At 72.0% G+C, this 25,505-nt stretch carries 25 protein-coding genes and 1 pseudogene; 19 read left to right on the top strand and 7 right to left on the bottom strand.

Annotation, left to right across the window (positions count from 1 at the left end):
• Positions 1–34 precede the first annotated feature (34 nt).
• The 10 genes from atpB to ACIG5E_RS09490 all read left to right on the top strand — a co-directional run bounded on the left by atpB (position 35) and on the right by ACIG5E_RS09490 (position 8,514).
• Positions 35–847, top strand: a complete 813-nt coding sequence (gene atpB, locus ACIG5E_RS09535) for a F0F1 ATP synthase subunit A (RefSeq protein ID WP_396532646.1) — start codon at positions 35–37, stop codon at positions 845–847.
• A gap of 84 nt (positions 848–931) precedes the next feature.
• Positions 932–1,165 carry an ATP synthase F0 subunit C gene (gene atpE, locus ACIG5E_RS09530; RefSeq protein ID WP_350504378.1) on the top strand — a complete coding sequence of 78 codons (234 nt, stop codon included), beginning with the start codon at positions 932–934 and terminating at the stop codon, positions 1,163–1,165.
• 37 nt (positions 1,166–1,202) lie between these two features.
• The gene (locus tag ACIG5E_RS09525; protein WP_396532644.1) at positions 1,203–1,763 is read left to right on the top strand and encodes a F0F1 ATP synthase subunit B; all 561 of its coding nucleotides are present in this window, start codon (positions 1,203–1,205) and stop codon (positions 1,761–1,763) included.
• Complete coding sequence (locus tag ACIG5E_RS09520; protein WP_396532643.1) at positions 1,760–2,575, top strand: F0F1 ATP synthase subunit delta; 816 nt, start codon at positions 1,760–1,762, stop codon at positions 2,573–2,575. Before ACIG5E_RS09525 ends, ACIG5E_RS09520 begins: the two co-directional genes overlap by 4 nt.
• A gap of 157 nt (positions 2,576–2,732) precedes the next feature.
• Positions 2,733–4,307 (top strand): F0F1 ATP synthase subunit alpha, encoded by a 1,575-nt coding sequence (gene atpA / locus ACIG5E_RS09515; protein ID WP_360254007.1) that lies wholly within the window; start codon positions 2,733–2,735, stop codon positions 4,305–4,307.
• Between the two features lie 32 nt (positions 4,308–4,339).
• Positions 4,340–5,254, top strand: a complete 915-nt coding sequence (locus ACIG5E_RS09510; protein ID WP_396532642.1) for a F0F1 ATP synthase subunit gamma — start codon at positions 4,340–4,342, stop codon at positions 5,252–5,254.
• A gap of 2 nt (positions 5,255–5,256) precedes the next feature.
• A complete protein-coding gene (gene atpD, locus ACIG5E_RS09505) occupies positions 5,257–6,702 on the top strand; it encodes a F0F1 ATP synthase subunit beta (RefSeq protein WP_396532641.1) in 1,446 nt (481 codons plus the stop codon).
• A 184-nt stretch (positions 6,703–6,886) separates the two neighbouring features.
• A complete protein-coding gene (locus ACIG5E_RS09500; protein WP_030282045.1) occupies positions 6,887–7,270 on the top strand; it encodes a F0F1 ATP synthase subunit epsilon in 384 nt (127 codons plus the stop codon).
• Between the two features lie 148 nt (positions 7,271–7,418).
• On the top strand, positions 7,419–7,919 hold the full coding sequence (locus ACIG5E_RS09495) for a DUF2550 domain-containing protein (protein ID WP_030057523.1): 501 nt from the start codon (positions 7,419–7,421) through the stop codon (positions 7,917–7,919).
• Between the two features lie 22 nt (positions 7,920–7,941).
• Entirely contained in the window at positions 7,942–8,514 is a 573-nt protein-coding gene (locus tag ACIG5E_RS09490; protein WP_396532640.1) for a cob(I)yrinic acid a,c-diamide adenosyltransferase, read from the top strand.
• Here the strand turns inward: ACIG5E_RS09490 and ACIG5E_RS09485 are convergent.
• Complete coding sequence (locus ACIG5E_RS09485) at positions 8,511–9,092, bottom strand: hypothetical protein (RefSeq protein WP_396532639.1); 582 nt, start codon at positions 9,090–9,092, stop codon at positions 8,511–8,513. The genes ACIG5E_RS09490 and ACIG5E_RS09485 overlap by 4 nt on opposite strands.
• 156 nt (positions 9,093–9,248) lie before the next feature.
• On the opposite strand from ACIG5E_RS09485, the gene ACIG5E_RS09480 reads away from it, so the two are divergent.
• From ACIG5E_RS09480 to ACIG5E_RS09460, 5 genes are all read left to right on the top strand, one after another.
• Positions 9,249–10,454 (top strand): sensor histidine kinase, encoded by a 1,206-nt coding sequence (locus tag ACIG5E_RS09480; RefSeq protein ID WP_396532638.1) that lies wholly within the window; start codon positions 9,249–9,251, stop codon positions 10,452–10,454.
• Positions 10,451–11,101, top strand: coding sequence for a response regulator (locus ACIG5E_RS09475; RefSeq protein WP_396532636.1), 651 nt, complete (start codon positions 10,451–10,453; stop codon positions 11,099–11,101). The genes ACIG5E_RS09480 and ACIG5E_RS09475 overlap by 4 nt, the downstream gene beginning before the upstream one ends.
• A 256-nt stretch (positions 11,102–11,357) precedes the next feature.
• The gene (locus ACIG5E_RS09470; RefSeq protein ID WP_396532634.1) at positions 11,358–12,227 is read left to right on the top strand and encodes a 3-hydroxyacyl-CoA dehydrogenase family protein; all 870 of its coding nucleotides are present in this window, start codon (positions 11,358–11,360) and stop codon (positions 12,225–12,227) included.
• Between the two features lie 394 nt (positions 12,228–12,621).
• Positions 12,622–12,939, top strand: coding sequence for an STAS domain-containing protein (locus ACIG5E_RS09465; protein WP_396532633.1), 318 nt, complete (start codon positions 12,622–12,624; stop codon positions 12,937–12,939).
• A gap of 224 nt (positions 12,940–13,163) precedes the next feature.
• Positions 13,164–15,458 carry an ATP-binding protein gene (locus tag ACIG5E_RS09460; protein WP_396532632.1) on the top strand — a complete coding sequence of 765 codons (2,295 nt, stop codon included), beginning with the start codon at positions 13,164–13,166 and terminating at the stop codon, positions 15,456–15,458.
• Between the two features lie 4 nt (positions 15,459–15,462).
• Here ACIG5E_RS09460 and nucS read toward each other — a convergent pair whose 3' ends face one another.
• Positions 15,463–16,122 (bottom strand): endonuclease NucS, encoded by a 660-nt coding sequence (gene nucS / locus ACIG5E_RS09455; protein WP_355252708.1) that lies wholly within the window; start codon positions 16,120–16,122, stop codon positions 15,463–15,465.
• 477 nt (positions 16,123–16,599) lie between these two features.
• Between nucS and ACIG5E_RS09450 the strand changes: the two genes are divergently transcribed.
• Positions 16,600–16,992 carry an SCO5389 family protein gene (locus tag ACIG5E_RS09450; RefSeq protein ID WP_396532631.1) on the top strand — a complete coding sequence of 131 codons (393 nt, stop codon included), beginning with the start codon at positions 16,600–16,602 and terminating at the stop codon, positions 16,990–16,992.
• 90 nt (positions 16,993–17,082) lie between these two features.
• Here ACIG5E_RS09450 and ACIG5E_RS09445 read toward each other — a convergent pair whose 3' ends face one another.
• Entirely contained in the window at positions 17,083–18,393 is a 1,311-nt protein-coding gene (locus ACIG5E_RS09445; protein WP_396532629.1) for an LLM class flavin-dependent oxidoreductase, read from the bottom strand.
• 229 nt (positions 18,394–18,622) lie between these two features.
• On the opposite strand from ACIG5E_RS09445, the gene ACIG5E_RS09440 reads away from it, so the two are divergent.
• Positions 18,623–18,946: an ATP/GTP-binding protein gene (locus ACIG5E_RS09440; protein WP_396532628.1), complete on the top strand. Its 324-nt coding sequence runs from the start codon at positions 18,623–18,625 to the stop codon at positions 18,944–18,946.
• Between the two features lie 21 nt (positions 18,947–18,967).
• On the opposite strand, the gene ACIG5E_RS09435 is transcribed toward ACIG5E_RS09440, so the two are convergent.
• Together ACIG5E_RS09435 and ACIG5E_RS09430 are read right to left on the bottom strand one after the other, a co-directional pair.
• The gene (locus tag ACIG5E_RS09435; protein WP_396532627.1) at positions 18,968–19,735 is read right to left on the bottom strand and encodes an ABC transporter permease subunit; all 768 of its coding nucleotides are present in this window, start codon (positions 19,733–19,735) and stop codon (positions 18,968–18,970) included.
• A gap of 1 nt (position 19,736) precedes the next feature.
• The gene (locus tag ACIG5E_RS09430; RefSeq protein ID WP_396532626.1) at positions 19,737–20,741 is read right to left on the bottom strand and encodes an ABC transporter ATP-binding protein; all 1,005 of its coding nucleotides are present in this window, start codon (positions 20,739–20,741) and stop codon (positions 19,737–19,739) included.
• A gap of 92 nt (positions 20,742–20,833) precedes the next feature.
• On the opposite strand from ACIG5E_RS09430, the gene ACIG5E_RS09425 reads away from it, so the two are divergent.
• Together ACIG5E_RS09425 and ACIG5E_RS09420 are read left to right on the top strand one after the other, a co-directional pair.
• Positions 20,834–21,631: an alpha/beta fold hydrolase gene (locus ACIG5E_RS09425; protein WP_396532625.1), complete on the top strand. Its 798-nt coding sequence runs from the start codon at positions 20,834–20,836 to the stop codon at positions 21,629–21,631.
• Positions 21,628–21,939, top strand: coding sequence for a hypothetical protein (locus ACIG5E_RS09420; protein ID WP_380452942.1), 312 nt, complete (start codon positions 21,628–21,630; stop codon positions 21,937–21,939). Before ACIG5E_RS09425 ends, ACIG5E_RS09420 begins: the two co-directional genes overlap by 4 nt.
• Before the next feature lie 106 nt (positions 21,940–22,045).
• Here the strand turns inward: ACIG5E_RS09420 and ACIG5E_RS09415 are convergent, their stop codons facing one another.
• Together ACIG5E_RS09415 and ACIG5E_RS09410 are read right to left on the bottom strand one after the other, a co-directional pair.
• Positions 22,046–22,975: a cellulose-binding protein gene (locus ACIG5E_RS09415; protein ID WP_188306039.1), complete on the bottom strand. Its 930-nt coding sequence runs from the start codon at positions 22,973–22,975 to the stop codon at positions 22,046–22,048.
• Between the two features lie 117 nt (positions 22,976–23,092).
• A pseudogene (locus tag ACIG5E_RS09410) lies at positions 23,093–25,505 on the bottom strand (hypothetical protein); the annotation flags it as partial.

Raw genomic sequence — 25,505 nt, 5'->3', positions numbered from 1 at the left:
GCCGTAATCATGCGTCACGACGAAGGAGTCCGTGGTGAGTGCTGAACTCACGCCCCTCGCCTCAGGCGGTTGCCACTTCGGGGACGCTGGCTGCGGCTTCCCGGCCCCGGGTCTGAACGAGTTCCAGTTCAAGCCGATCTTCTCGGTCGGTGGCATCGACTTCAACAAGCCGATGCTGCTGTCGATCATCGTCGCGCTGCTGGTGGTCGTGTTCTTCTGGGCCGCCTTCGCCAAGCCGCGCCTGGTTCCCGGCAAGCTGCAGCTGGTCGGTGAGATCGGCTACGACTTCGTCAAGCGCTCCATCGTGATGGAGACGATCGGCAAGAAGGGCGAGAAGTACGTCCCGATGCTGGTCTCGATGTTCTTCTTCGTCTGGTTGATGAACATCATGTCGATCATCCCGTTCGCGCAGTTCCCGGTGACGGCGTCGATCGCGTTCCCGGCCGGTCTGGCCGCGGTCGTGTGGATCACCTACATGACGCTGACCTTCAAGAAGCACGGCTTCGTCGGCGGTCTGAAGAACCTCTGCTGGCCGTCGGGCATCCCCGGCTGGGTCATGTTCATCCTGGTGCCGATCGAGTTCTTCTCGAACATCTTCGTGCGCCCCTTCACGCTCGCGGTCCGAGCCTTCGCGAACATGTTCGCCGGCCACCTGCTGATCGTGATGTTCTCCATCGCCTCCTGGTACCTGCTCAGCCCGACCCTGGGCGCGCTCTACGGCTCGGCCTCCTTCGTGGTCGCCGTCGGCCTGACCGCCTTCGAGTTGCTGGTCCAGTTCCTGCAGGCCTACATCTTCGTGATGCTGGCCAGCAGCTACATCGCCGGTGCTCTGGAAGAAGCGCACTGAGCCTCGCAGCCTCGGCTGCCACCCCTCCCGAACGCCCGGTGGCCAACCACCACCGGTCCACCACCCCGCAAAGGACAAGCTGAAATGCAGAACCTCGCTGAGGTCTACGGTTCCGTCGCCTCGATCGGTTACGGCCTCGCCGCGATCGGCCCCGGCATCGGTGTTGGTCTCATCTTCGGTAACGGTGTCCAGGCCATGGCCCGTCAGCCCGAGGCTGCCGGCCTGATCCGCTCCAACATGTTCATCGGCTTCGCGCTGACCGAGGCGCTCGCCCTCATCGGCATCGTCATGCCGTTCGTCTTCGGCGCCGGCAAGTAATTCCCCGCCGTTAGACCCTTTCGAGGAAGGTCCAGATATGAGTTTCGCGGCTCAGCTCGCGGAAGAGGGGGAGAAGATGAACCCCCTGCTTCCCGCGTGGCCCGAGGTCATCATCGGCCTGCTCTGCTTCTTCATCGTCTTCGGTCTGCTCGGCAAGAAGCTCCTCCCCAGCATCGAGAAGGTGCTGTCGGAGCGCCGGGACGCCATCGAAGGCGGCATGGAGCGCGCCGAGGCCGCTCAGGCCGAGGCCCAGGCCCTGCTTGAGCAGTACCGCGCCGAGCTCTCCGAGGCGCGCCACGAGGCTGCCCGGATCGTCGAGCAGGCTCGCGAGCAGGGTGCCGCCCAGCTCGCCGAGATGCGCGAGGAGGGCCAGCGTCAGCGCGAGGCCATCGTCGCCGCCGGTCACGCCCAGATCGAAGCCGACAAGAAGCAGGCGACTGCCGCCCTGCGCCAGGACGTGGGTTCGCTGGCCACCCAGCTGGCTTCCCGCATCGTGGGTGAGTCCCTGGAGGACTCCGCCCGGCAGAGCGGCGTGATCGACCGCTTCCTGGACGAGCTGGAGGCCAAGGCCACCGTTGCTCAGGGTGCGGCCAAGTGATCGGCGCCAGCCGCGAGGCGCTTGCCGCCGGTCGGCAGAACCTCGACAGCCTGACCGACTCCACCTCGGTGGACGCGGCCAAGCTCGCCGAGGAGCTCACCGCCGTCACGGCCGTGCTGGACCGTGAGGTGTCGCTGCGCCGCGTCCTGACCGACCCGTCCCGGTCGGGCCAGGACAAGGCCCAGCTGGTCACCTCGCTGCTGACCGGTCAGGTCTCCGGCGAGACCGTGGACCTGGTCTCCGGCCTGGTCCGCTCCCGCTGGTCGGGCTCGCGCGACCTGGTGGACGCGGCCGAGGAGCTCGCCGCCTACGCCGAGGTCATCGCCGCGGACAAGGCCGGCGCCCTGGACGACGTCGAGGACGAGCTGTTCCGCTTCGGCCGGGTGGTGAGCGGTTCGCACGAGCTGCGCGCCGCGCTGACCGAGCCGAAGGCCGGTGCGGCCGCGAAGGCCCAGCTGGTCGACAAGCTGCTGGGCGGCCGCGCCAACGCCGGCACCGTCCGGCTGGTCACCGCCCTCGTCAACGCGCCGCGTGGCCGTAGCCTGGAGCAGGGCCTCGAGTCCTACTCGAAGCTCGCCGCCGCGCGCCGCGACCGCATGGTGGCCCTGGTCACCAGCGCGGTGCCGCTGTCGGACGCCCACAAGGAGCGCCTCGCCGGTGCTCTGGGTCGGATGTACGGCCGCCAGGTCCACCTGAACATCGACGTCGACCCCGAGGTCGTCGGTGGTGTCCGGGTGCAGATCGGCGACGAGATCATCGACGGCACCGTGTCGAGCCGCCTCGAAGGCGCTCGCCAGTCGCTCGAAGGCTGAGCAAACAGAGCAGCAAATCCGACCCTCGGTCGGGAAACCGGCTCCCCAAGGAGTCGGCAAAACGTACGGCCGGTTCATACGACCCGGCCGAGAGTCGAGTACTTGCGGCCCTCAATGGCGGGCCGAGGATCGCAAACTAGGAGAGCAGGGAAGCCTGATGGCGGAGCTTACGATCCGTCCGGAGGAGATCCGGGACGCGCTGGCCGACTTTGTCCAGTCGTACCAGCCGGACGCCGCTTCTGTGGAAGAGGTCGGCACGGTCACTGACGCGGCGGACGGCATCGCGCATGTCGAGGGCCTGCCCTCGGTCATGGCGAACGAGCTGCTGAAGTTCGAGGACGGCACGCTCGGCCTCGCGCTGAACCTCGACACCCGCGAGATCGGTGTCGTCGTCCTCGGTGAGTTCGGCGGCATCGAGGAGGGTCAGACCGTGCGCCGCACGGGCGAGGTCCTCTCGGTTCCGGTCGGCGACGGCTACCTCGGCCGCGTCGTGGACCCGCTGGGCAACCCGATCGACGGTCTCGGCGACATCGCCGCCAGCGGCCGTCGCGCCCTGGAGCTGCAGGCCCCCGGTGTCATGGCCCGCAAGTCGGTCAAGCAGCCGCTGCAGACCGGCATCAAGGCCATCGACGCGATGACCCCGATCGGCCGCGGCCAGCGCCAGCTGATCATCGGCGACCGCCAGACCGGCAAGACCGCGGTGGCCGTCGACACGATCATCAACCAGCGTGACAACTGGCGCTCGGGCGACCCGGAGAAGCAGGTCCGCTGCATCTACGTCGCCGTGGGCCAGAAGGGCTCCACCATCGCGTCCGTCCGCGGCGCCCTGGAGGAGGCCGGCGCGCTGGAGTACACCACCATCGTGGCCGCTCCCGCCTCCGACCCGGCCGGCTTCAAGTACCTCGCCCCGTACACCGGTTCGGCCATCGGCCAGGAGTGGATGTACGACGGCAAGCACGTCCTGATCATCTTCGACGACCTGTCGAAGCAGGCCGAGGCCTACCGTTCCGTCTCCCTGCTGCTGCGCCGCCCGCCGGGCCGCGAGGCCTACCCGGGTGACGTCTTCTACCTGCACTCCCGCCTGCTGGAGCGCTGCGCCAAGCTGAACGACGCCCTGGGCGGCGGCTCGATGACCGGTCTGCCGATCATCGAGACCAAGGCCAACGACGTCTCGGCGTACATCCCGACCAACGTCATCTCCATCACCGACGGCCAGTGCTTCCTGGAGTCCGACCTGTTCAACGCCGGCATCCGCCCGGCCGTGAACGTCGGTATCTCGGTCTCCCGCGTCGGTGGCTCCGCCCAGATCAAGGCCATGCGCTCGGTCGCCGGCCGTCTGCGCCTGGACCTCGCCCAGTACCGTGAGCTGGAGGCCTTCGCCGGCTTCGGCTCCGACCTGGACGCGGCCTCCAAGGCCCAGCTGGAGCGCGGTGCGCGCATGGTCGAGCTGCTGAAGCAGGGCCAGTACCAGCCGTTCCCGGTCGAGGAGCAGGTCGTCTCCATCTGGGCCGGCACCACCGGCAAGCTGGACGACGTCCCGGTCGCCGAGATCCGCCGCTTCGAGCGCGAGTTCCTCGACCACGTCCGCCTGCAGCACAAGGACCTGCTGGCCGGCATCGTCGAGACCGGCCTGCTGGCCGACGGCACCGTCGACGCCCTGACCGGCGCGATCGAGGCCTTCAAGCAGGGTTACCAGACCGCCGACGGCAAGCTGCTCTCCGAGCAGGCCTGAGTCCGGTAGCGAGGGAAAGGACGTAACGACCCATGGGAGCACAGCTTCGGGTCTACAAGCGCCGGATCCGCTCTGTCACCGCGACGAAGAAGATCACCAAGGCGATGGAGATGATCTCCGCGGCGCGCATCGGCAAGGCGCAGCGCGCGGTGGCGGCCTCCGCTCCGTACGCCGATGAGCTCACCCGGGCGGTGACGGCGGTGGCCACCCGGTCCAACGCCAAGCACCCGCTCACCACCGAGAACCCGAACGCCTCGCGCGCGGCCGTCCTGCTGATCACGGCGGACCGCGGCCTGGCCGGCGGTTACTCGTCCAACGCCATCAAGGCCGCGCTGACGCTCACCGAGCGCCTGCGCGGCGAGGGCAAGGACGTCGTGACCTACATCGTCGGTCGGAAGGGTCTGTCGTACTACACCTTCCGCAACCTGGCGGTGGGGAACTCGTGGACGGGCTTCTCGGACAAGCCGACCTACGGCGACGCGAAGACGGTGGCGGCCGAGCTGATCGAGGCCTTCACGACCGAGGACGGCGGCGTGGACGAACTCCACGTGGTCTCGACCGAGTTCGTGTCCATGCTGACGCAGGACGCGGTGGAGGCGCGGCTGCTGCCGCTGAAGCTGGACGAGGTCCAGCTCAGCGACCAGACGCCGGCCAAGTCGGAGATCTTCCCGCTGTACGACTTCGAGCCGTCGGCGGAGGGCGTCCTCGACGCGCTGCTGCCGCGGTACGTCGAGAGCCGGATCTACAACGCGCTGCTGCAGTCGGCCGCTTCCGAGCACGCCGCCCGCCGCCGCGCGATGAAGAGCGCGACGGACAACGCCGGCGAGCTCATCAAGTCGCTCACGCGGCTTGCCAACTCGGCCCGTCAGGCCGAGATCACCCAGGAAATCAGCGAGATCGTCGGCGGCGCCAACGCGCTCGCTGACGCGAGCCGCGGGAGCGAATGAGTATGACCACCACTGTTGAGCCGACCACGGCGACGGGCCGCGTCGCGCGGGTCATCGGCCCGGTCGTCGACGTGGAGTTCCCCGTCGACGCGATTCCGGAGATGTTCAATGCCCTGCACGTCGAGGTCGAGAACCCCGACGGTTCGGGCAAGAAGACCCTGACCCTGGAGGTCGCCCAGCACCTCGGCGACGGCCTGGTCCGCGGCATCTCGATGCAGCCGACCGACGGCCTGGTCCGCGGTTCGCAGGTCACCGACACCGGTGCCGCGATCTCCGTGCCGGTCGGCCAGATCACCAAGGGCAAGGTCTTCAACGCCCTCGGTGACGTGCTGAACGTCGACCAGGCGGAGTTCGACTCCCAGGTCGAGGTCCGGTGGCCGATCCACCGCAAGGCCCCCGATTTCAAGGACCTCGAGTCCAAGACCGAGATGTTCGAGACCGGCATCAAGGTCATCGACCTGCTCACCCCGTACGTCCAGGGTGGCAAGATCGGTCTGTTCGGTGGTGCCGGTGTCGGCAAGACCGTTCTGATCCAGGAGATGATCTACCGCGTCGCCGAGAACTTCGGTGGTGTGTCGGTGTTCGCCGGCGTCGGCGAGCGCACCCGTGAGGGCAACGACCTCATCGACGAGATGGTCGACTCGGGCGTTCTGGACAAGACCGCGCTGGTCTTCGGCCAGATGGACGAGCCGCCGGGCACCCGTCTGCGCGTCGCGCTGTCCGCGCTGACCATGGCGGAGTACTTCCGTGACGTCGAGAAGCAGGACGTGCTCCTCTTCATCGACAACATCTTCCGGTTCACCCAGGCCGGTTCCGAGGTGTCGACCCTGCTCGGCCGCATGCCCTCCGCGGTGGGCTACCAGCCGAACCTGGCCGACGAGATGGGCCTCCTGCAGGAGCGCATCACCTCGACCCGCGGTCACTCGATCACCTCGATGCAGGCGATCTACGTCCCCGCGGACGACCTGACCGACCCGGCCCCGGCCACCACCTTCGCCCACCTGGACGCGACCACCGTTCTGTCGCGTCCGATCTCGGAGAAGGGCATCTACCCGGCCGTCGACCCGCTGGACTCCACGTCCCGCATCCTCGACCCGCGGTACATCGCGCAGACCCACTACGACACGGCCCTCCGTATCAAGGGGATCCTGCAGAAGTACAAGGACCTCCAGGACATCATCGCCATCCTCGGTATGGACGAGCTGTCCGAAGAGGACAAGATCACGGTGCACCGCGCCCGTCGCATCGAGCGCTTCCTCTCGCAGAACACCTACGTGGCGAAGCAGTTCACCGGTGTCGAGGGCTCGACCGTGCCGCTGTCGGAGACCATCGAGGCCTTCAACTCGATCGCCGACGGCAAGTACGACTCCGTCCCGGAGCAGGCCTTCTTCATGTGCGGTGGCATCGAGGACCTCGAGAAGAACGCCGCCGAGCTGGCGAAGAAGTAATCGCGGCCGGTAGCAGCTGAGTGACCGTGAGGGGTGGCCCCCGAGCCTGGGGACCACCCCTCGCGGCACATCGGCTGTGATTCCGGTCAAATCCGTGCCGCCGGTTTCATGCCGGAGGCGCGGGGCCGTTATTCTTACCGAAACTCCCGAGTAATCGGGCGTTGCATGAGCCTAGGAGCCCACGTTGGCTGAGCTGCACGTCGAGCTGGTCGCAGCCGACCGCAAGGTGTGGTCCGGTGCGGCCACCATCGTCGTCGCCCGTACGGCCTCCGGTGACACCGGCATCATGCCGGGCCACACCCCGGTGCTGAGCGTGCTGGAGACCGGCCCGGTCACCATCCGCACGGTGGACGGCGGCACCGTCATCGCCGCGGTGCACGGCGGCTTCATCTCCTTCGCCGACAACAAGCTGTCTCTGCTCGCGGAGATCGCCGAGCTGGCGGACGAGATCGACGTCGCGCGTGCCGAGCGCGCACTGGAGCAGGCCAAGTCGGACCTGGACGCGCACGCCGAGCGGCGTGCCGAGGTCCGGCTGTTCGCGGCGCGCGGCCTCAAGGCCCACGCCTGAGTGTGCCGGACCCCGACTTGGCGGGGTCGACCGACGGTCCCGGGGACGCGCGAGCGTGACCCCGGGACTGTCGTCGTAGTTGGTAGGTCAGCGCGGTCGTCTGGTACGACCGTAACGGGGAACGCGGGTAGCGAGGAGGTAGGTGAGCATGGTCCTCGCGCTTGTGGTGTGTGCGGCGGTCGTGGCGCTGGGAGTGATCGGCCTGATGGCCTTCGCCGTACGCCGCCGCCTGATCCAGCGGGTCGGCGGCACGTTCGACTGCAGTTACCGGCTCAAAATGCCCGCCGACGCCTCGACGCAGCCCGACCTCGACGAGAACGGCAAACCCACCTCAGCCCCGGTCCCCCCGACCGACGGCAAGGGGTGGGTTTTTGGTATCGGCCGGTACAGCGGCGACTCGATCGAGTGGTTCCGGGTCTTCTCGTACGCCCCGCGCCCGCGCAAGGTGCTGCCCCGCCGGGAGATCGAGGTGCTCGGCCGGCGCTACCCGGAGGGCCAGGAGGAGCTGGCGCTGCTCTCCGGCTCGGTGGTGCTGCGCTGCCTGCACAACGGGGCGCCGCTGGAGCTGGCGATGAGCGAGGACGCGCTCACCGGCTTCCTGGCCTGGCTGGAGGCGGCCCCGCCGGGGCAGAGGGTCAACGTCGCCTAACCTGGGCGGCTAGGGTGGCGGCATGGTCAATCTGACGCGCATCTACACCCGTACCGGGGACGACGGCAGCACCGCGCTCGGCGACATGAGCCGGACCACCAAGACCGACCCTCGGCTGATGGCGTACGCCGACGCCAACGAGGCGAACGCGGCCATCGGGGTGGCCCTCGCGGTCGGAGCGCTGCCCGAGGACGTGGCGGCCGTGCTCGTCCGGGTCCAGAACGACCTGTTCGACGTCGGCGCCGACCTGTCCACGCCCGTGGTCGAGGACCCGAAATACCCGCCGCTGCGGGTGCTGCAGTCCTACATCGACCGGCTGGAGGGGGACTGCGACCATTACCTGGAGCAGGTGGAGAAGCTGCGCAGCTTCATCCTGCCCGGTGGCACGCCCGGCGCGGCCAACCTGCACCTGGCCTGCACGGTGGTGCGGCGGGCCGAGCGCTCCACCTGGGCGGCGATCGCCGAGCACGGGGACACCGTCAACCCGCTGACCGCGAAGTACCTCAACCGGCTGTCCGACCTGCTGTTCATCCTGGCCCGGGTGGCCAACAAGGAGCGCGGTGACGTGCTCTGGGTGCCGGGGGAGAACCGCTAGCGGCCGGACTTCTCGTCGATCCGGTCGTCCACCACGGCGGCGTCGGCCGGCGGCTCCTTGGGCCAGATCGAGTAGCAGCCGGCCACGATCACGTTGACCACGGCCGCGATGCCCAGCTTCCAGTACCACTGGACGAAGGTGCCGAAGTGCGCGGAGCCCGCGGAGAGCGGGACGAGCAGGGTGATCAGGGTCAGGGTGATCACGGCCGACACGACCGTCCGCATGGCGATCTGCCACTCGTGGGCGGTGCGCTCCGGGCCGTACTTGGGGGAGGGCGGGGGCTTGGGGCCGCCGGCGAAGCGGTGCAGGAAGTGCCTGTCAGCCCAGGCCACCAGCGAGGGGCCGTAGCCGACCGAGAACCCGGCGTAGCTCGCGGCCAGCGCGTGCATCCAGTTCGCCTCGGCGCCGCCGCGCAGGTTGAGCACGGTGAGTGTGTACAGCACCAGGTCCACCACCGGCAGGCCGACCAGCAGCGCGGTGCTGGTGCGGCGCCACCGCAGCAGGTAACGGGCGGAGAGGGCGAGGCCGAGCACGATCCACCAGGAGATCTCGGCCGCGACGATGAGGGTGACGATCACGTTCTGCTCCCGGTCGTTCGGCTGTGCTTCCAGCCTCGTGTGCGGGCGTGCCGGTGTCGTCGTCGTGCGGTGCCGTCCTGGCCTGCGCCTTTCGATGTAGCGGACTCCTCCGTGGACCGGAGCCGGGCGGGCCGCCGGGGATGGTGAGATGGGGGCGTGCTCGCACCCTCCCTCCCCCCGCGCCAACTGGACCGGCTGATCGCCCTGAGCGGGCTGCTCGGCGGGTCGGTGCTGATCGTCTTCAGGGTCTACGACCGGGCCGGGCGGGTGCCGCTCTGGGCGGTGGTGCTGCCGCTGCTGGCGATGGCCGGGCTGGAGCTGGTCCGGCGCACCCGGCCGGTGCTCGCGGTGTCGCTGGGTGGGCTGGCGTTCGCGGGGAGCGTGTTCGCGGGGAGCCTGCTGGCGACGACGATCATGTACACCGACCTGCTGTACGCGGCGGTGCTCTACGGCGGCAGCCGGATGTCGCGGGTGCTGCACCTGACCGGCGGGTCGACCGTGCTGGTGCTCTCCAGCCTGGTCTGGTACGTGGCCGGGACGTCCGCGGGACTGCTGATCGTGGTGGTCAGCTCGCTGGTGTTCCTGGCGCCGGTGTGGACCGGCGAGTTGGTGCGCAAGCACCGGCAGGAGGCGGAGAGCGAGCGGCTGCGGGCCGAACAGACCGCGCTGCTCTCGGAGATGGACCGGCGCGAGGCGGTCGGCGCCGAACGGGCCCGGATGGCACGGGAGTTGCACGACGTGGTGGCCAACCACCTGTCGGCGATCGCGATCCACGCCACCGGCGCGCAGTCGGTCGCCCGGCGGCGGGAGTTGGCCGCGGACGATCCGCTGGTCGAGGTGCTGGCGGTGATCCGGGAGAACAGCGTCCAGGGATTGGCCGAAATGCGTCGCATGATCGGACTGCTTCGGGACAGCGGCGGCGGAGAGGCCGATGAGTCGTACGCGGCGCCCGACCTGGCCGCGGTGGACGCCCTGTTGGCCAAGGCCCGGGCGGCCGGGCAGGACGTCGGGCTGGAGTTCGAGTTGACCGAGCTGGGGGAGCACGGTGCCGTCCCGGTGCCGGTCGGGCTGGCCGCGTACCGGATCGTGCAGGAGTCGCTGACCAACGCGCTCAAGCACGCCGGGCCCGGACTGGTCGCGGTGCGGCTGGAGTTCGGCCCCGAGGAGCTGTGGATCGGCGTCGACAGCCCGTACCGCGGCGAGCCGGGCCGCGAACTGCCCGGCGCCCGGGCCGGGCTGGTGGGCATGTCGGAGCGGGCCGGGCTGCTCGGCGGCAGCTTCGAGGCCGGGCCGCGGGACGGGTACTGGAGCGTGCGCGCGGTGCTGCCGCGCGGCCGGGAGAGCGAGGGAGGACGGGCATGACGATCCGGGTGCTGGTGGCCGAGGACCAGGCGGCGGTGCGGGCCGCGCTGGTGATGATCCTGCGCGCCGAGCCCGAGTTCGAGGTGGTCGGGCAGGCCGCGGACGGGGAGGAGGCCGTCCGGCTGGCGCTGGAGCTGCGGCCCGACGTGGTGCTGATGGACGTGCAGATGCCCCGGTTGGACGGCGTCTCGGCGACCCGGCAGGTGGTCGCCGCCGGGGCCGCCCAGGTGCTCGTGCTGACCACCTTCGACCTGGACGAGTACGTCTACGGCGCGCTGCGGGCCGGTGCGGCCGGGTTCCTGCTCAAGGACCTGGAGGCGGACACCCTGGTCGAGGGCATCCGGACGGTTGCGCGCGGCGACGGCATGCTGGCGCCCTCGGTGACCAGGCGGCTGATCGGCGCCTTCGCCCGCCCGGAACGGCCGGTCGGCCCGGAGGCCCGGGCGGCGGTCGCGGGGCTGACCGGGCGCGAGCGGGAGGTGCTGGCCTGCGTCGGGGCCGGGATGTCCAACGGGGAGATCGCGGCCCGGCTGGAGATGGCGGAGGCGACCACGAAGACCCACGTCAGCCGGATCCTGGCGAAGCTGCGGCTGCGCAGCCGGGTGCAGGCGGCGATCCTGGCCCAGGACCTCGGACTGACCATCTGACCAGCATCCTGATCAGCTGACCACGTCGGTTGCAGATCACACTCCCGATTGCTATTGCACGGGGGATTTGGGCATTAGAGTCCGCGTGAGCGAGCGGAGCGAGCGAACGAATTGACACTGTGAGCTTCGCGAGAGCGACCGCCGAGCGCCAGCGAGGCGGGAGAAATCGAGCGATGCGGCTTCTGGCGGTGATCCCTGCCCTGAGCCGCCTTCAGGGCCCGCCCGCAGGGCGGCGACGGCATCGGGAGACCCAGCCATGAGCAATGCGTCCAGCAAGCAGATCGCCGTGATCGGTGCCGGCCTGATGGGCGCCGGCATCGCCCAGGTGTCCGCGCAGGCCGGCCACCCGGTGGTGCTGCGGGACGTGACCGAGGAGGCGCTGCAGCGCGGCCTCGCGGGCATCCGCGCCTCGTACGAGAAGTTCGTCTCCAAGGGCAAGCTGAGCGCCGAGGACGCCGAGGCCGCGCTGGGCCGGATCACCACCACCACCGACCTGGGCGCCGTCGCCGAGGCCGACATCGTGGTCGAGGCCGTGTTCGAGAACCTGGAGGTCAAGGAGGGCGTCTTCCGCGAGCTGGACAAGCTCGCCAAGGACGGCGCCGTGCTGGCCTCCAACACCTCCGCCATCCCGATCACCCGGATCGCCGCCGTCACCCGGCGCCCCGAGTCGGTCGTCGGCGTCCACTTCTTCTCGCCGGTCCCGATGATGAAGCTGGTCGAGCTGGTCCGCGGCTACAAGACCAGCGACGAGACGCTGGCCGCCGCCCGCGCCTACGCCGAGGGCGTCGGCAAGGAGGTCGTGGTGGTCAACCGCGACGTGGCCGGCTTCATCACCACCCGCCTGATCACCGCGCTGGTCGTCGAGGCCGCCCGCCTGTACGAGTCGGGCGTGGCGACCGCCGAGGACATCGACACCGCCTGCCGCCTCGGCTTCGGCCACGCGATGGGCCCGCTGCAGACCGCCGACCTCACCGGCGTGGACATCCTGCTGCACGCCGCCCGCAACATCTACACCGAGACCCAGGACGAGAAGTTCGCCGCCCCGGAGATCATGGCCCGGATGGTCACCGCCGGCGACCTCGGCCGCAAGAGCGGCCGCGGCTTCTACCCGTACGAGGGCAAGTGAGCCGTCGGGGCTGAACGACCTGGTGGGCCGTGCGACCGGGGCGTCGTACGGCCCGCTGCGCCGGGGCGGGTGAGTTTCCTCACGCTGGGTGCCGCAGACGGGTGATTTGGGCGGTAATCGAGCATAGGTGTGGAGAGTTCCTGCGTATATTCCCTCGGACGAGTGAAGTTGCTTCAGAACAGGGCGGAAACCAGCAACCTGCGGCGCTGCTCCACCGTCAGATGAGGGAGCCCGGCAGTGCGACCGGGACCGGGCGCGAGCCGTGCCGTCACAGGCGTTCCGCCCGGGCCGCCCACCCCGATCCACCCGATCCGGGGGCCACCCCGCCTCCCGGCCCGGCCCGGCCGGGGCCGGACCCACCCCCGACCAGGCCGCCCAGGCGAAGGAGGAGAGCATGCGCATCACCGGCGACCACACGGCGCTGGCCATCGAAGGCCGCCTCGACGTGCGCACCGCCGCCGACGCCCGGGCCCAGCTGCACCGGGCCGTGGACGGCGGTCTCGGTGACCTCGTGCTCGACCTCGCCCGACTGGAGTTCTGGGACGCCACCGGCCTCGGCGTGATCATGGGCACCCACCGGCGGGCCGGCCGGATCGGCCGCCGGCTCGTGCTGCGCTCCGTCCCCGCGCAGCTCCAGCGGCTGCTGGTGGCCACCAAGCTGCACCGCATCCTGGCCGTCGACGGCGGCATCGCCGAAGCGCACGTCATCTAGGACTCCCGGGCCCGAGCGCCCGCCAGGCCCCTCGCCTGGGCCGTTTCGGCCTTCACCTTCCCCGCACCGGGACCGCGCTGCACGGGCGGGCCCGGATGTGCGAGAGTCTGCCCGTCAGATGACGGCCGCCCGGGGCCGGCTGCCCACAGCCCGCCCGCGGCCGCGACCGAACGTGTGCCGGCCGGCGCGGGGCGCCGGCGGCCGACCACGATGCGGAGCAGAACGTGGCACAGCCATCCGGGGAGTTCCGGCAGGAGGCCGCCCGCACCCGCGGCGGCGAACTGGTCTCCGGCGGCCTGCTGGTCGGCGTCGGCGCCCCGGACGGCTCCGAGGCCAGGCCCTGCCCGGAGGAGTGGCGGCCCCGCCCGCGCCGGATCGAACGCAGCGAGCCCGCCCGCGGCCCGGTCGGCGGCGTCGGCCGCGCCGTCGGCCCGCTCGCCCTCGGCGCCGGGCCCACCGACCTGCCGCTGCTCGACCGCGAGGCCGACATCGCCGAACTGCTCGGCCTGCTCGCCGAGCGCCGCTCGATACGCCTGGTCGGCCAGGCCGGCTCCGGCCGCAGCACCCTGCTGTCCGCCGTCGCCGAGGCCGCCGCCGACCTCGCCCCCGGCGGCGTCGTCCAGCTCTGCGGACACCGCCGCACCGCCGCCGACCTGCTCCAGGACCTCTTCGCGGCCACCCACCACGCCCCCGGCTTCCGGCCCGACCCGGGGCAATTGGCCGGCCACCTCGCCGGGGTCGGCGCGATCGTCGTGATCGACGAGGCCGAGCCGACCGGCGCCGAGCTGGAGGAGCTGCTCGCCGCCGCCCCCGGCTGCGCCTTCCTGATCTCGGTCGCCCCCGACAGCCCGCCGCTACCGGCCGACTCCCGGCTGCGGGACCACCTCGTCCCCGGGCTGTCCCGGGCCGCCTGCCTCGCCCTCACCGCCCGGCTGGCCGGGCGGCCCCTGGACGTCGCAGAGAAGGCCTGGGCGGTCGACCTCTGGTTCGAGTCCGAGGGGCTGCCGCTGCGCTTCGTCCAGGCCGCCGCGCTGCTGCGCCAGCGGGACGTCTCGGTGGACGCGCTGGTCGCCGCCGAGGAGGACCGGCGGGACGTCTTCGGCGCGGTCGACGAGCCCGTCCGCGACCCCGACCCGGCGATCCGGGAGGACGCGCTGCGGCGCACCGTACCGCTGCCCTCCGTCGCCGAGACGGCCTCGCCCGCGGTCCGGCTCGCCGAGGGGCTCAGCGAGCCCGCGCAGGCCGTGCTGCGGCTGGCCGTCGCACTCGGCGGCGAGTGCCCCACCGCGCCGCACCTGCCCGCGCTGATCGACGTCGGCCAGGGCGAGAGCGCACTGGCCGAACTCGCCGACGCCGGGCTCGCGGTGTCCATCGGCGGGCACCACCGGCTCACCGCCGGCGCACTCGAACTGCTCGCCCCGCACTGGCCGGCCCGCGGCTGCGTCGACGGCGCCGCCCAGCACTTCGCCTGGTGGGTCGGGCACAGCTCGGTGTCGCTGGCGCAGATCGCCGCCGAGGCCGAGGTGCTGATCGGGGTGCTGCTCGCCGACCGGACGGCCGGGCGGCACGAGGCGGTGATCCGACTGGCCCGGGCGGCGGCGCCCGCACTGGCGCTGTCGCTGCGCTGGGGCGCCTGGGAGCGGGTGCTGGAGCTGGGCCTGGAGGCGGCCCGGCGGACCGGCTCGACGGTCGACCAGGCCTGGTTCCACCACGAGGCGGGCGTGCACGCGATCTGCCTCCAGCAGCCCTCGCGGGCGCTCGCCGAACTGGAGACCGCGCTCACCCTGCGGTCCACCGCCGGGGAGCAGCGCGGGGTCGCCGCCGCGCGCCGGATGGTCGACCTGCTGCGCGCCGACGGCCGGCAGCTGCCGACCGCCGCGCCCGCCGCGGCGGCGCCGGGCCGGGGGCCGGTGATCCGCAAGATCGCCGCTCGGGTGCCGGCCGGGCTGAAGGCCCGCGCCGGGAAGCGGCGCCGGGTGGTGGTGGCCTCGGCGGCCGTGCTCACCTTCGGGGTGCTCGGGACGGCGGTGGCGATGAACATCACCGGGCCGGACGAGCACAAGGGGAACGACCCGCACGGGCGGCTGGACGAGGTCGGCGACACCGGCAACGCGCCGATGCCGAAGCCGTCCGCCGACAACAGCCCGGGCACGGCCGGGACCGGCGGCACCGAGCCGGGCGGCCCGGCGGGGACGGAGACCACCAGCCCGGGGCCCTCGGCGAGCGGCAGCGCGTCGCGCTCGCCGAGCGCCTCGCCGTCGAAGCGGCCGAGCTCCTCGCCGGGGGCCACCGGGTCGCAGACCCCGCAGCCGGGGCAGCCCGCTCCGGAACAGCCGCAGCAGCCCGCACCGGGACAGCCGCAGCCTCAGCAGCCAGGGCCACAGACCTCGCAGCCGTCGGTGCCGAGCCATGGTTCGGCGTCCCCGACGATCTCCCCGAGCACGCCGACCGCGACGCCACCGACCCCGTCACCGACGAGCACCTCCGCGGCGCCGACGACTCCTCCGGCGAAGACCTGACCGGTCAGAACAGCTTGAGCTTGTCGTCGTCGATGCCGCGCAGCTCGTCGTAGTCCAGGACCACGCAGCCGATGCCCCGGTCGGTGGCCAGCACGCGGGCCTGGGGCTTGATCTCCTGCGCGGCGAAGACGCCCTTGACCGGGGCCAACAGCGGGTCCCGGTTGAGGAGTTCGAGGTAGCGGGTCAGCTGTTCGACACCGTCGATCTCGCCGCGGCGCTTGATCTCGACGGCGACCGTGGCACCGTCGGAGTCGCGGCAGAGGATGTCGACCGGGCCGATCGCGGTCGGGTACTCGCGGCGGATCAGCGACCAGCCGGCGCCGAGCACCTCCATCCGGTCCGCGAGCAGCTCCTGGAGGTGCGCCTCGACGCCGTCCTTGATCAGGCCCGGGTCCACCCCGAGTTCGTGGGAGGAGTCGTGCAGCACCTCCTCCAGCGTGATGATGAGCTTCTCGCCGGCCTTGTTCTCCACCGTCCAGACCCCGTCGGCCTCCTTGAGGACGCACGGCGGGGACATCCAGTTGAGCGGCTTGTAGGCGCGGTCGTCGGCGTGGATGCTGACGCTGCCGTCGGCCTTGACCAGGATCAGCCTGGTGGCGGAGGGCAGATGGGCGGAGAGCCGACCGGCATAGTCGACTGAGCAGCGGGCAATTACGAGACGCACGGTCGACCACGCTAGCCCACCGGGGCCAGTTGATGCGATTCCGAGACGACCGGGTGAAGAAAGCGCGAACCCCGCGAACATGGAGGTTCGGCGGGCCCGCCGCCGCTCCCCCGCGCTCTGGCGTACGCCCCCCTCGGGCCGCTACGGTGTGTGACGGTACGGATGCGGGGTCGCTGTCAACGGGGATGGAGACTTCAGATGAACGATCCAACGGGATCAGGCCAATCTGGTGTACCACGGCTTATTTCCGGAGCAATCCCTAGGAATGACCAGCCTGCCCCGCCGTTGACTGCCACGCTGTTCTGACGCGGTCGGTGTTCAGGACGTCACGTCCCGTGGCGCCGCCGCCTTCGCAAAGGTGCCGGAAACTCCCCGTCCCACGGTGTTCCGGACATCACCTGCGATTTCGCCCACTGTGAGCTTGGACTACGCATGACCACCCGGGCGCCGCGCGGGTGGACCGCGAGAGGAGAATCCATGTCGCTCGACGTCTCACCGGCCCTGCTGGAAAAGGCCGAGCGGGGCGAGGTCGACGAGCGGGAATTCGTCGACTGCGTCCGCGTCTCGTTGCCGTACGCCTGGGACCTGATCAGCTCGTTGGTCGCCCAGGCGAAGGTCGACGGCACCGACTTCGCCGACAACCAGGTGCCGCCGCCCAGCGAGCAGGCCCGCGGCCAGCTGCTGCGCGCCCTGGCCAGCGATGCCATCCGGGGCGCCCTGCAGCGCCACTTCGGGGTCCGGCTGGCGTTCCAGAACTGTCACCGGGTGGCGGTGTTCCTGCCGTCGACGGCCAACGAGGCACGGTACGACCGCTTCACCTCCGTCCGGGAGCAGCTGCTCAACCAGTCCGAGGAGCTGCGGGACTGCTGACCCGGCCGGTTCCGGCCGCCCCGTCCCCCGGTGCGCGGGGGGAGGGGTGGCGGCCCGGGACCGGGGCGCCCCCTCGACTCAGCTGCGGCGTCAACTCAGCTGCGGCAGCACCTCGGAGCCCAGCCGGGCGATGTTGTTCAGGGTCGCCTCGCGGTCGCCGCTGCCCTCCGCGAGCAGGGCGAACCGCCGGATGCCGGTGCGCTCGGCGGTGGCCAGCAGCCGGTCGGCGCACTGCTTCGGGGTGCCCACCGCGTGCAGGTCGCAGAGGAGTTCGGTGTACTGGTGCGGGTCGCGCATCTTGCGCTCGCGGCCGTCCACGGTGCGGTGGGCACCCAGCCCGTACTCGAACCAGCCGGGCATCGCGTTCAGCAGGGTGGCCCGGGCGGCCGAGGTGCGGTCGTCCACTTGGGCCACCCCGGCCGCGACGTGCTGGCGGGTCACCCGGCGCAGCTGCTCCTCGCCGCGCCCGGCGGCCAGCCAGGCGGTGCGGTAGAGCTCCAGCATCCGCAGCTTGTCGTCGTCGCCGGAGTGCATGCCGAGCAGCATCGGCAGGCCGCGTTCGGCGGCCAGCTTCACCCCGCCCGGGGAGGTGCAGGCGACCACCACCGGCGGGCCGGCCACCGGCCGTCCGGCGGTGGTGAGTTCCTCGCCCAGGCCCTCGGTGTCCTGGCGCTGGCGCGGGAAGCGCACCGGGCCGGACGGGTCGTCCAGACCGAGCCAGCTGCTCAGGCCCGGGCGGCGCAGCGATTCGGTGGCCTGCGGCACCACCGGCACCTCGGGGAAGGAGAACTGCGGGCCGTCCGCGCCCACCCGGGAGCCGCGCAGCCAGCGCAGCAGCAGGTCGAGCCGCTCCGGGAAGCCGTTCTCGAAGGCGTCCACGCCGCTGCCGAACACGTCCAGGTCGATCCACGGCCCGCCGCGGCCCACTCCGAGCGTGAAGCGCCCGCCGGAGGTGAGGTGCAGCAGTGCGGCCTGCTCGCCGAGCGCCACCGGGTGGCTGGTGGAGAGCACGCTGACGGCCGTTCCGATGCCGATCCGGCGGGTGCGGCCGAGCAGCAGCGCCGCGAGGGTCGCGGCGTTCGGGCAGACCCCGTACGGGACGAAGTGGTGCTCGGCCAGCCAGACGCTGTCCAGGCCCGCGCGTTCGGCCTCGACGGAGGCTCGGACGGTGCGCTCCAGCGCCTCGCCGTGGCTCTGCCCGGGGAACTGGGCGGACAGCAGGAAGGCGCCGACCCGTACCGGCGCGGTGTCCGGCGGCAGTGCGCCGGTGCGCTGTGCGGCGGTCAGCGGCTCGCCCGCGACGGCGGTCAGCGGCGGGACGGAGGTCAGCGTCGGGCCGGGGGCGGGCGGGCGTACGCCGACGGGCCGACGGGTCTCGGCGCGGGGGCTGGTCTTGGTCATCCTGGGGGCCTCCTCGGGTGCACGCAGGGTCTGCGGGCCCCGCCTGTCCCCTCGTGGGTATCCGATGTCATGTGCCAATGGCACGCTGAACCCCGAATTTCCCCGATGATCGGGTGGATCTCGGCAAAAACGTCGGACGGTCGGCCGAAGCCGTGATAGGGGCCCGGGAGAGGGATCGACACCCGTAGGCTGGAACGACTTCGAGCCCCCGGAAGAGAGGCAGTCCGACGTGCCCCGCCGCAACCGGATCAAGAGCGCCGCCACCCGCGAGAGCGCCGAGCCGGCCGTCTCCCCGCTCGGCGGATCGCTGCGCCGTACCGAGAACTACCAGGGCGACGACTGGGTGGTGCAGACGGTCGCGGGCACCTCGGGGCGGTTCTACCGCTGCCCGGGCTGCGACCAGGAGATCCCGCCCGGGGTGGGCCACGTGGTGGCCTGGCCGGTGCACGGCGGCGGGGTGGACGACCGGCGGCACTGGCACCGGGCGTGCTGGGGAGCGCGGGAGCGCCGGGCCTCCAACATCCTGCGAGGCCGCGGCGCTCCGCGGTACTGACTCCCGGCTGCCCGAACTCCCTCAGGCGTCGCGGCTCTTGAGCACCAGTGCGCCGCCGACCAGGGCCGCCGCGGTCCAGGCCAGGCAGATGGCGAAGCCTGCCCACGGTCCGTACGGCTGGCCGTTCTGCTCGTACACCAGCAGCACCCGCGAGCCGGCGTAGTCGGGGAAGTAGTGGGCCAGGGTCTTGACCTTCGGCACCGCCGAGAGGATCGGCGAGAGCAGGAAGAAGAACGGCACCAGCACGCCCAGCGCGAGGGTCTGGTTGTGCAGCATGGCGGTGACGCCGGCCGAGAACAGGCAGATCATCGTCAGGTACAGCGCGGCGCCGAGCACCGCGCGCAGCACGTTCGGCTCGCTCAGGGTGGTGGAGTGCGAGCCCAGCAGCGCCTGGCCGACGAAGAAGGTGACGAAGGCGGTCACCAGCGAGACCGCGAGGGCCAGCGCGCCGAGCACCATCGCCTTGCCGGCGAGCAGGGTGCCGCGCTGGGGGACGGCGGCCAGGGTGACCCGGATCATGCCGCTGCTGTACTCGTTGCCGACCGCCAGCACGCCGAAGACGATGATGGCCAGCTCGCCGAGCATGATGCCGGAGAAGGCCGTGCCGGTGGCGTCGAACGGGCTCTGGTCGTGGCGCCGGAACTCGGTGAAGTTGTTGTTGGTGAGCAGGGACAGCAGCGCGCCGATGCCCACGGTGACCACGAAGGCCAGCGCCAGGGTCCAGACGGTGGAGCGGACGCTGCGGATCTTCGTCCACTCGGAGCGCAGGATCGCCGGGAAGGACGTCATCTCAGTTCTCCTCCTGCCGCACCGCCGCGGTCGGCCGGTCGCCGTCCGCCTTCCAGCCCGCGCCCCACTCGCCGGGCGCCCCGGCCGCGTCCCGGCCCGGGCCGTCGCCGGCGTGGTACTCCACCGAGTCCGCCGTCATCTGCATGAACGCCTCCTCCAACGAGGCCTGCTGCGGGCTGAGTTCGTGCAGCACCACGCCGTGCGAGGCGGCCAGCTCGCCGAGGTCCGCGAGGTCGCCGTCGACCACCTCGTAGGAGCCGTCCGGCCCCGGCTCGTGCCGCAGGCCGGCCCCGGCCAGGACGTCGAGCAGGCGCTCGGGCTGCGGGCTGCGCAGCCGTACGGCGGAGCGGGAGTTGCGCCGGATGAACTCCGGCATCGGCAGGTCGGCGAGCAGCCGGCCCTTGCCGATGACCACCAGGTGGTCGGCGGTGACGGCCATCTCGCTCATCAGGTGGGAGGAGACGAAGACCGTCCGGCCCTCGCCGGCGAGACGCTTCATCAGGTTGCGGATCCAGAGGATGCCCTCCGGGTCCAGGCCGTTGACCGGCTCGTCGAACATGACGATCTCCGGGTCGCCGAGCAGTGCCGAGGCGATGCCCAGGCGCTGGCCCATGCCGAGCGAGAAGCCGCGGGCCCGCTTGCGGGCGACCGGGGTGAGGCCGACCAGGGCGAGCACCTCGTCCACCCGGCGTTGGGGGAGCCGGTTGCTCTGGGCGAGCCAGAGCAGGTGGTCACGGGCGGTGCGGCCGGGGTGGACGGCCTTGGCCTCCAGCAGGGCGCCGATCTTCCTGAGCGGCTCGCTGAGCTGCCCGTAGCGCTTGCCGTCGATGGTGACCCTTCCGCCGGTCGGGCGGTCCAGGTCGAGGATCATGCGCATGGTGGTGGACTTGCCCGCGCCGTTGGGGCCGAGGAAGCCGGTCACCACCCCCTGGGGGACCGTGAAACCGAGTCGGTCCACCGCGAGCGTTCTGCCATAACGTTTTGTCAGGTCGTGCAACTCGATCATTGGCGCTCCCTTACTCTCTGTCAGGTTAGGACAAAGCGGATAGGGTGGCCCGCTGAGTGGGCCTGCCGGGCCCACCCGAATACGGTGGCTGCATGAGTCAGCTCCCCTCCACAGTGTCCGTCCGCGAGAGCGGTACCGGAACACCTCTCGTGCTCTTGCACGCCTTTCCGTTGAACGCCTCGATGTGGTCCGCCCAGCTGGACGCGCTGCCCGGACTGACCGGGGACGAGGTCCGGGTGCTCGCCCCCGACCAGCGGGGTTTCGGAGGCACCGAGCTGGGCGGGGACGAGCCCTCACTGGACCCGGTCGCCGACGACCTGGCGCTGCTCCTGGACGCGGCCGGGATCGACCGCGCGGTGGTCGGCGGGCTCTCGATGGGCGGCTACGTGGCACTCGCCTTCGCCCGCCGCCACCCGGACCGGCTGTCCGGCCTGCTGCTGTCCAACACCCGGGCCACCGCCGACACCGACGCCGCCCGGACCAACCGGGAGCGGATCGCCGCCGCCGTCACCGCCCGGGACAGCGTCCAACTGCTGCTGGACGAGCGGGTGGCGGCCGGGCAGCTCGGGCCGGACTCCCAGCACCTGGTGGAGCGGGTGCAGGCGATGGTGGCCGCGGCCTCGCCGGCCGCCGTCGCCTGGGCTCAGCGGGCCATGGCGGCCCGTCCGGACTCCCTGGACGTGCTGGCCGGGCTCCGGGTGCCGCTCGCGGTCGTCGCGGGCGCCCAGGACACCCTGGTGCCGCTGGAGGAGGCCGAACGGATGGTCCGGGCCTGCCCGGACGCCGAGCTGACCGTCGTCCCCGGCGTGGGCCACCTCAGCGCCCTGGAGTCCCCGGGGGCGTTCGACGCCGCCGTCCGCCGGCTGCTCGCGCGGGTGGCCGCCGGATGAGCCCGGACGCGGCGGGCTGGGACTTCTCGGCCCTGGAGGTGACCGGCCGGATGCCGGTGACGAACCGTGGCGAGGGGCTGGTGGAGCTGACCCTGGAGCCGCTCGGCGAGGACTACTGGATGCGCCCGGGGGAGACCTTCATCGTCACCTCGTACGGGGACTACGGGTCCGGACACCCGTTCGAGGTGCAGTACTGGCCCGACTCGGTGTCGGTCTGGTGCACCTCCTGGTTCGGCACCGTCTCGGACGACGAGGGCAACCAGCTCAGCAGCGGGCACCAGCGGCCCGACGGGGCCTATCCCCGTTAGGAAAGTGGGCCCGAGGTAGTGACGGGAAGACGGCCGACAGGCCCTCACCCGGAAGGGTGAGGGCCTGTCGCAGGACCGCGCCGGCGGCTGCGTCAGCGCGACTGCGTCAGCGCGACTGCTGGGCGGGCACGCCCATGGTGTCGTCGTTCGGCAGCGAGGCGGCGGCCACGGCCGCGCCGGTCAGCGTCGCCAGCATCTCGCGGACGTTGGTCAGCTGGGCGTTGATGCTGTCGCGACGGTTGGTCAGCGCCGCCAGCTCGCGCTCGGACTCGCTGCGGATGCGGTCCGCCTTGGCGTTGGCGTCCGCCACGATGTCCTCGGACTGGCGCTGGGCCGTCTCGACGGTCTGGCGTGCCCGGCGCTCGGCATCGGTGCGCAGCTTCTCGGCCTCCAGGCGCAGCTGCTCGGCCCGGTGCTCGATCTCGGCGAGGCGCTTCTCGGCCTTGGCCTGACGGGCGGCCAGGTCGCGCTCGGACTGCTCCCGGCGCTTGGCCAGGTTGGTCTCGAACTCCAGCGCGGCCTGGGCGGCCTTGGTGCGGGTCTCCTCGAAGAGGGCGTCCGCCTCCTCGCGCTTGTTCTGGGCGTCCTTGTTGGCCTCGGCGCGCAGCTGGGCGGAGTCGCTCTTCGCCTTGTCGACGATCCGCAGACCCTCGTCCTCCGCCTTGGCCTTGCGGTCCTTGGCGTAGTTCTCGGCCTCGGTGCGGACCTGCTGGGCGGCGGCCTCAGCCAGCTCGCGGTGCTGCTCGGAGGCGCGGTGCGCCTCGTCGCGCAGGTCCTTGGCCTCCTCCTCGGCCAGTCGCAGGATCTTCTCGACCCGGGCGCCGAGACCGGCGTAGGAGGGCTCCTGCTCGGCGACCGCCGCCTGAGCGGTCTGGGTCTCCAGGTGGAGCTCCTCGATGCGCTTCTCCAGCGCACTGATCCGGGTCAAGGCACTGTCACGGTCGGCCACCAGCTTGGTGATCCGCTCGTCGACCTGGGCGCGCTCGTACCCACGGCGCACCAGGTCGAAGCCGTGAGGGGAATGACTGTCGCTCATGGGACTCTGGGCTTCCTGTCGTCGAACCGCTGAGGTGGTTGAGGGAATCCTGACACGGTACCGGAGTGTCGACGGCGAAATGCCGTTCTCTCACGGACAATGACCGCCAATGTCCGCTCAATCGGGTGGTGCGTTCTTGGAGCGATTGCCACCCGACCGGGGAGAGCCAACTCCGGCACCGGCCTTGGCACTCCCGTCCTTCTTGGTGTTGCTTCCCCCGTTGGCCTGGGCGGCCGGTGACGGTGCCTCGAACGCCTCCAGCGCCGACAGCACGTCCTGGACCCTGGAGATCTCGGTGTTGATGTCCTTGCGGCGGCGCACCAGCTCGTCCAGCTCCCGCCGGCCCTCGTCGGTGACCCGCTTGGCCTCGGCCTTCGCCTCGGCGATCAGCCGCTCGGCCTCCGCCTTCGCCAGCTCGATCTGCTCGTCCGCGGTGCGGTCGGCGTCGTGCAGCCGCCTCTCCGCCTCCGTGGCCGCGCTGTCGAGCCGCTCCTCGGCCTCCGCCTCGGCCGACGCCAGCTTGGCCTCGGCCTTCTCGATCAGCGACTCGGCGCGGTCGGTGGAGTTGGCGAGCTTGGTCTCCGCCTCCTTGAGCAGGCCCTCCGCCTTGCGGACTGCGGACAGCCGGACCTTGCTGGCCTCCGCGGAGGCCTCCGAGGTGAGCTCGGAAGCCCGGTCCTCGGCGGCTGCGACCAGGGCGGCGGCCCGGTCCTCGGCCTCGGCGACGGTGGCCACCGCCTGCTCCTCGGCCTCCGTCAGCTGCTCCTGAGCGGCCGTCACCAGCGCGTCCACCCGCTCGCCGGCCGACTTCATGGCCGCCGCGTTCTCCTTGCGGGCCCGCTCGTGCAGCGCCTCCACCTCGGCGTCGGTGCGCTCGCGCAGCTCCTCGGCGCGCTCGCGGATCGCGGTGGCGTCCCGGCGGGCCTCGGCGAGCAGGGCGTCCGCGTCGGAGCGGCCCTTCTCGACCTCCGCCTGACCGGCCGCCTCGCCGGCCGCGACCAGCCGGTCGGCCTCCTTGCGGGCGGCGGCGACCATCGCGTCCGCCTGCTCCTCGGCGGCGGCGGTGGTGGCCAGCGCGGTGGTCTGGGCGTCCTCGCCGAGCGCCTCGGCGTCCGCGAAGGCCTTCTCCAGGACGGACTTGGCCCGCTCCCGGGTGGCCTTGTCGAACTGCTCGGCGGCCTCCCGGGTCTCCGCGTCGTAGGCGTCGGCGCGGGTGTGGGCGGCGGCGTCGTACTCGTCGGCCAGGGTGCGGGTGGCGAGGGCGTACTCCTCGGCCTCGGCGCGCAGCCTGGCGGCCAGCTCCTCGGCGTCGGCGACGGTCCGGGCGGCCTGGGCCTCGGCGTCGGCCACCGTACGGGCGGCCTGGGCGTCGGCGTCCGCGCGCAGCTGTTCGGCGGCCTCCTGGGCGGCGCGCAGCTCCGCCTCGGCGTCGGCGCGCAGCTGCTCGTCGTAGGCCTGGGCCTCGGCGCGCTGACGGCCGAGCTCGGCCTCGGCGGCCTCGCGCTCGGCGGTGAGCTCCAGCTCGGTCTGCTCGCGCAGGGCGGTGGTCTCGGCCTCGGTCCGGGCGCGCAGGTCGGCGCTGTACGCGTCGGCGGCCTCGCGCTGCTCGGCGCTGTACTTCTCGGCCGCCTCGCGCTGCTCGGCGGTCTCCCGGTCGGCGAGGGCGCGCACCTCGGCGGAGTACCGGTCGGCGAGCTCGCGCTGCTCGGTCGTCTCGCGCTCGGCGAGGGCGCGGGTCTCGGCCGCGTCCTGCTCGGCCCGGTCGCGGGTGTCCGCGGCGTCCTGTTCGGCGGTGGCCCGCAGCGCGGCGATCTGCTCGGCGGCGGCCTCGTGCAGGCCGGCCACCGACTGGCGGACCTCGGCGGCCTCCTCCTCGGCCGTGGCGACCAGCTCGGCGCCCTCGGCCCTGGCCGCGGCGACCAGGTCCTCGCCGTCGGCCCGTGCCTGCTCCAGGACGGCGGTGGCCTCGGCGCGGATGCCGTCGGCGGTGGCGCGGGCCTCGGACAGCTCCCGGCCGGCCTCGGCCCGTACGGTCTCGGCCTGCTCGTTGGCCAGCGTCAGCTCGGCGGCGGCCTTCTCGCGGGTCGCCTTGGCGTCCTGGGCGGCCTCCGCCCGGCGCTGCTCGGCGGCGTCCGCGGCCTGCTCCAGCAGCTCGTCGGCCTCGGCGCGCACCTCGGTGGCGTACTGCTCGGCCTCGGCCCGCAGCTCGGTGGCGTGCTGTTCGGCCTCGGTGCGGACGCGGTCGGCGTAGGCCTCGGCGTTCTCGCGCTGCTGGGTGGTCTCCTGCTGGGCGAGGGCGCGCAGTTCGGTGGCGGCCTGCTCGGCCGCCTCGCGCTGCTCGGCCGCGTACCGGTCGGCGTCCGCGCGCTGCTCGGCGGCGTACCGGTCCGCGCCCTCGCGCAGCTCGGTCGTCTCGGCGGTGGTGCGCTCGGCGAGCTCGGTGGCGTGCTGTTCGGCCTCGGTGCGGACGCGGTCGGCGTAGGCCTCGGCGTTCTCGCGCTGCTGGGTGGTCTCCTGCTGGGCGAGGGCG

This window comes from Kitasatospora sp. NPDC053057, assembly GCF_044546945.1.
Lineage (GTDB): Bacteria > Actinomycetota > Actinomycetes > Streptomycetales > Streptomycetaceae > Kitasatospora.
The sequence above is the reverse complement of the archived record's forward strand: the minus strand, read 5'-3'. Positions and strand labels throughout refer to the sequence as shown.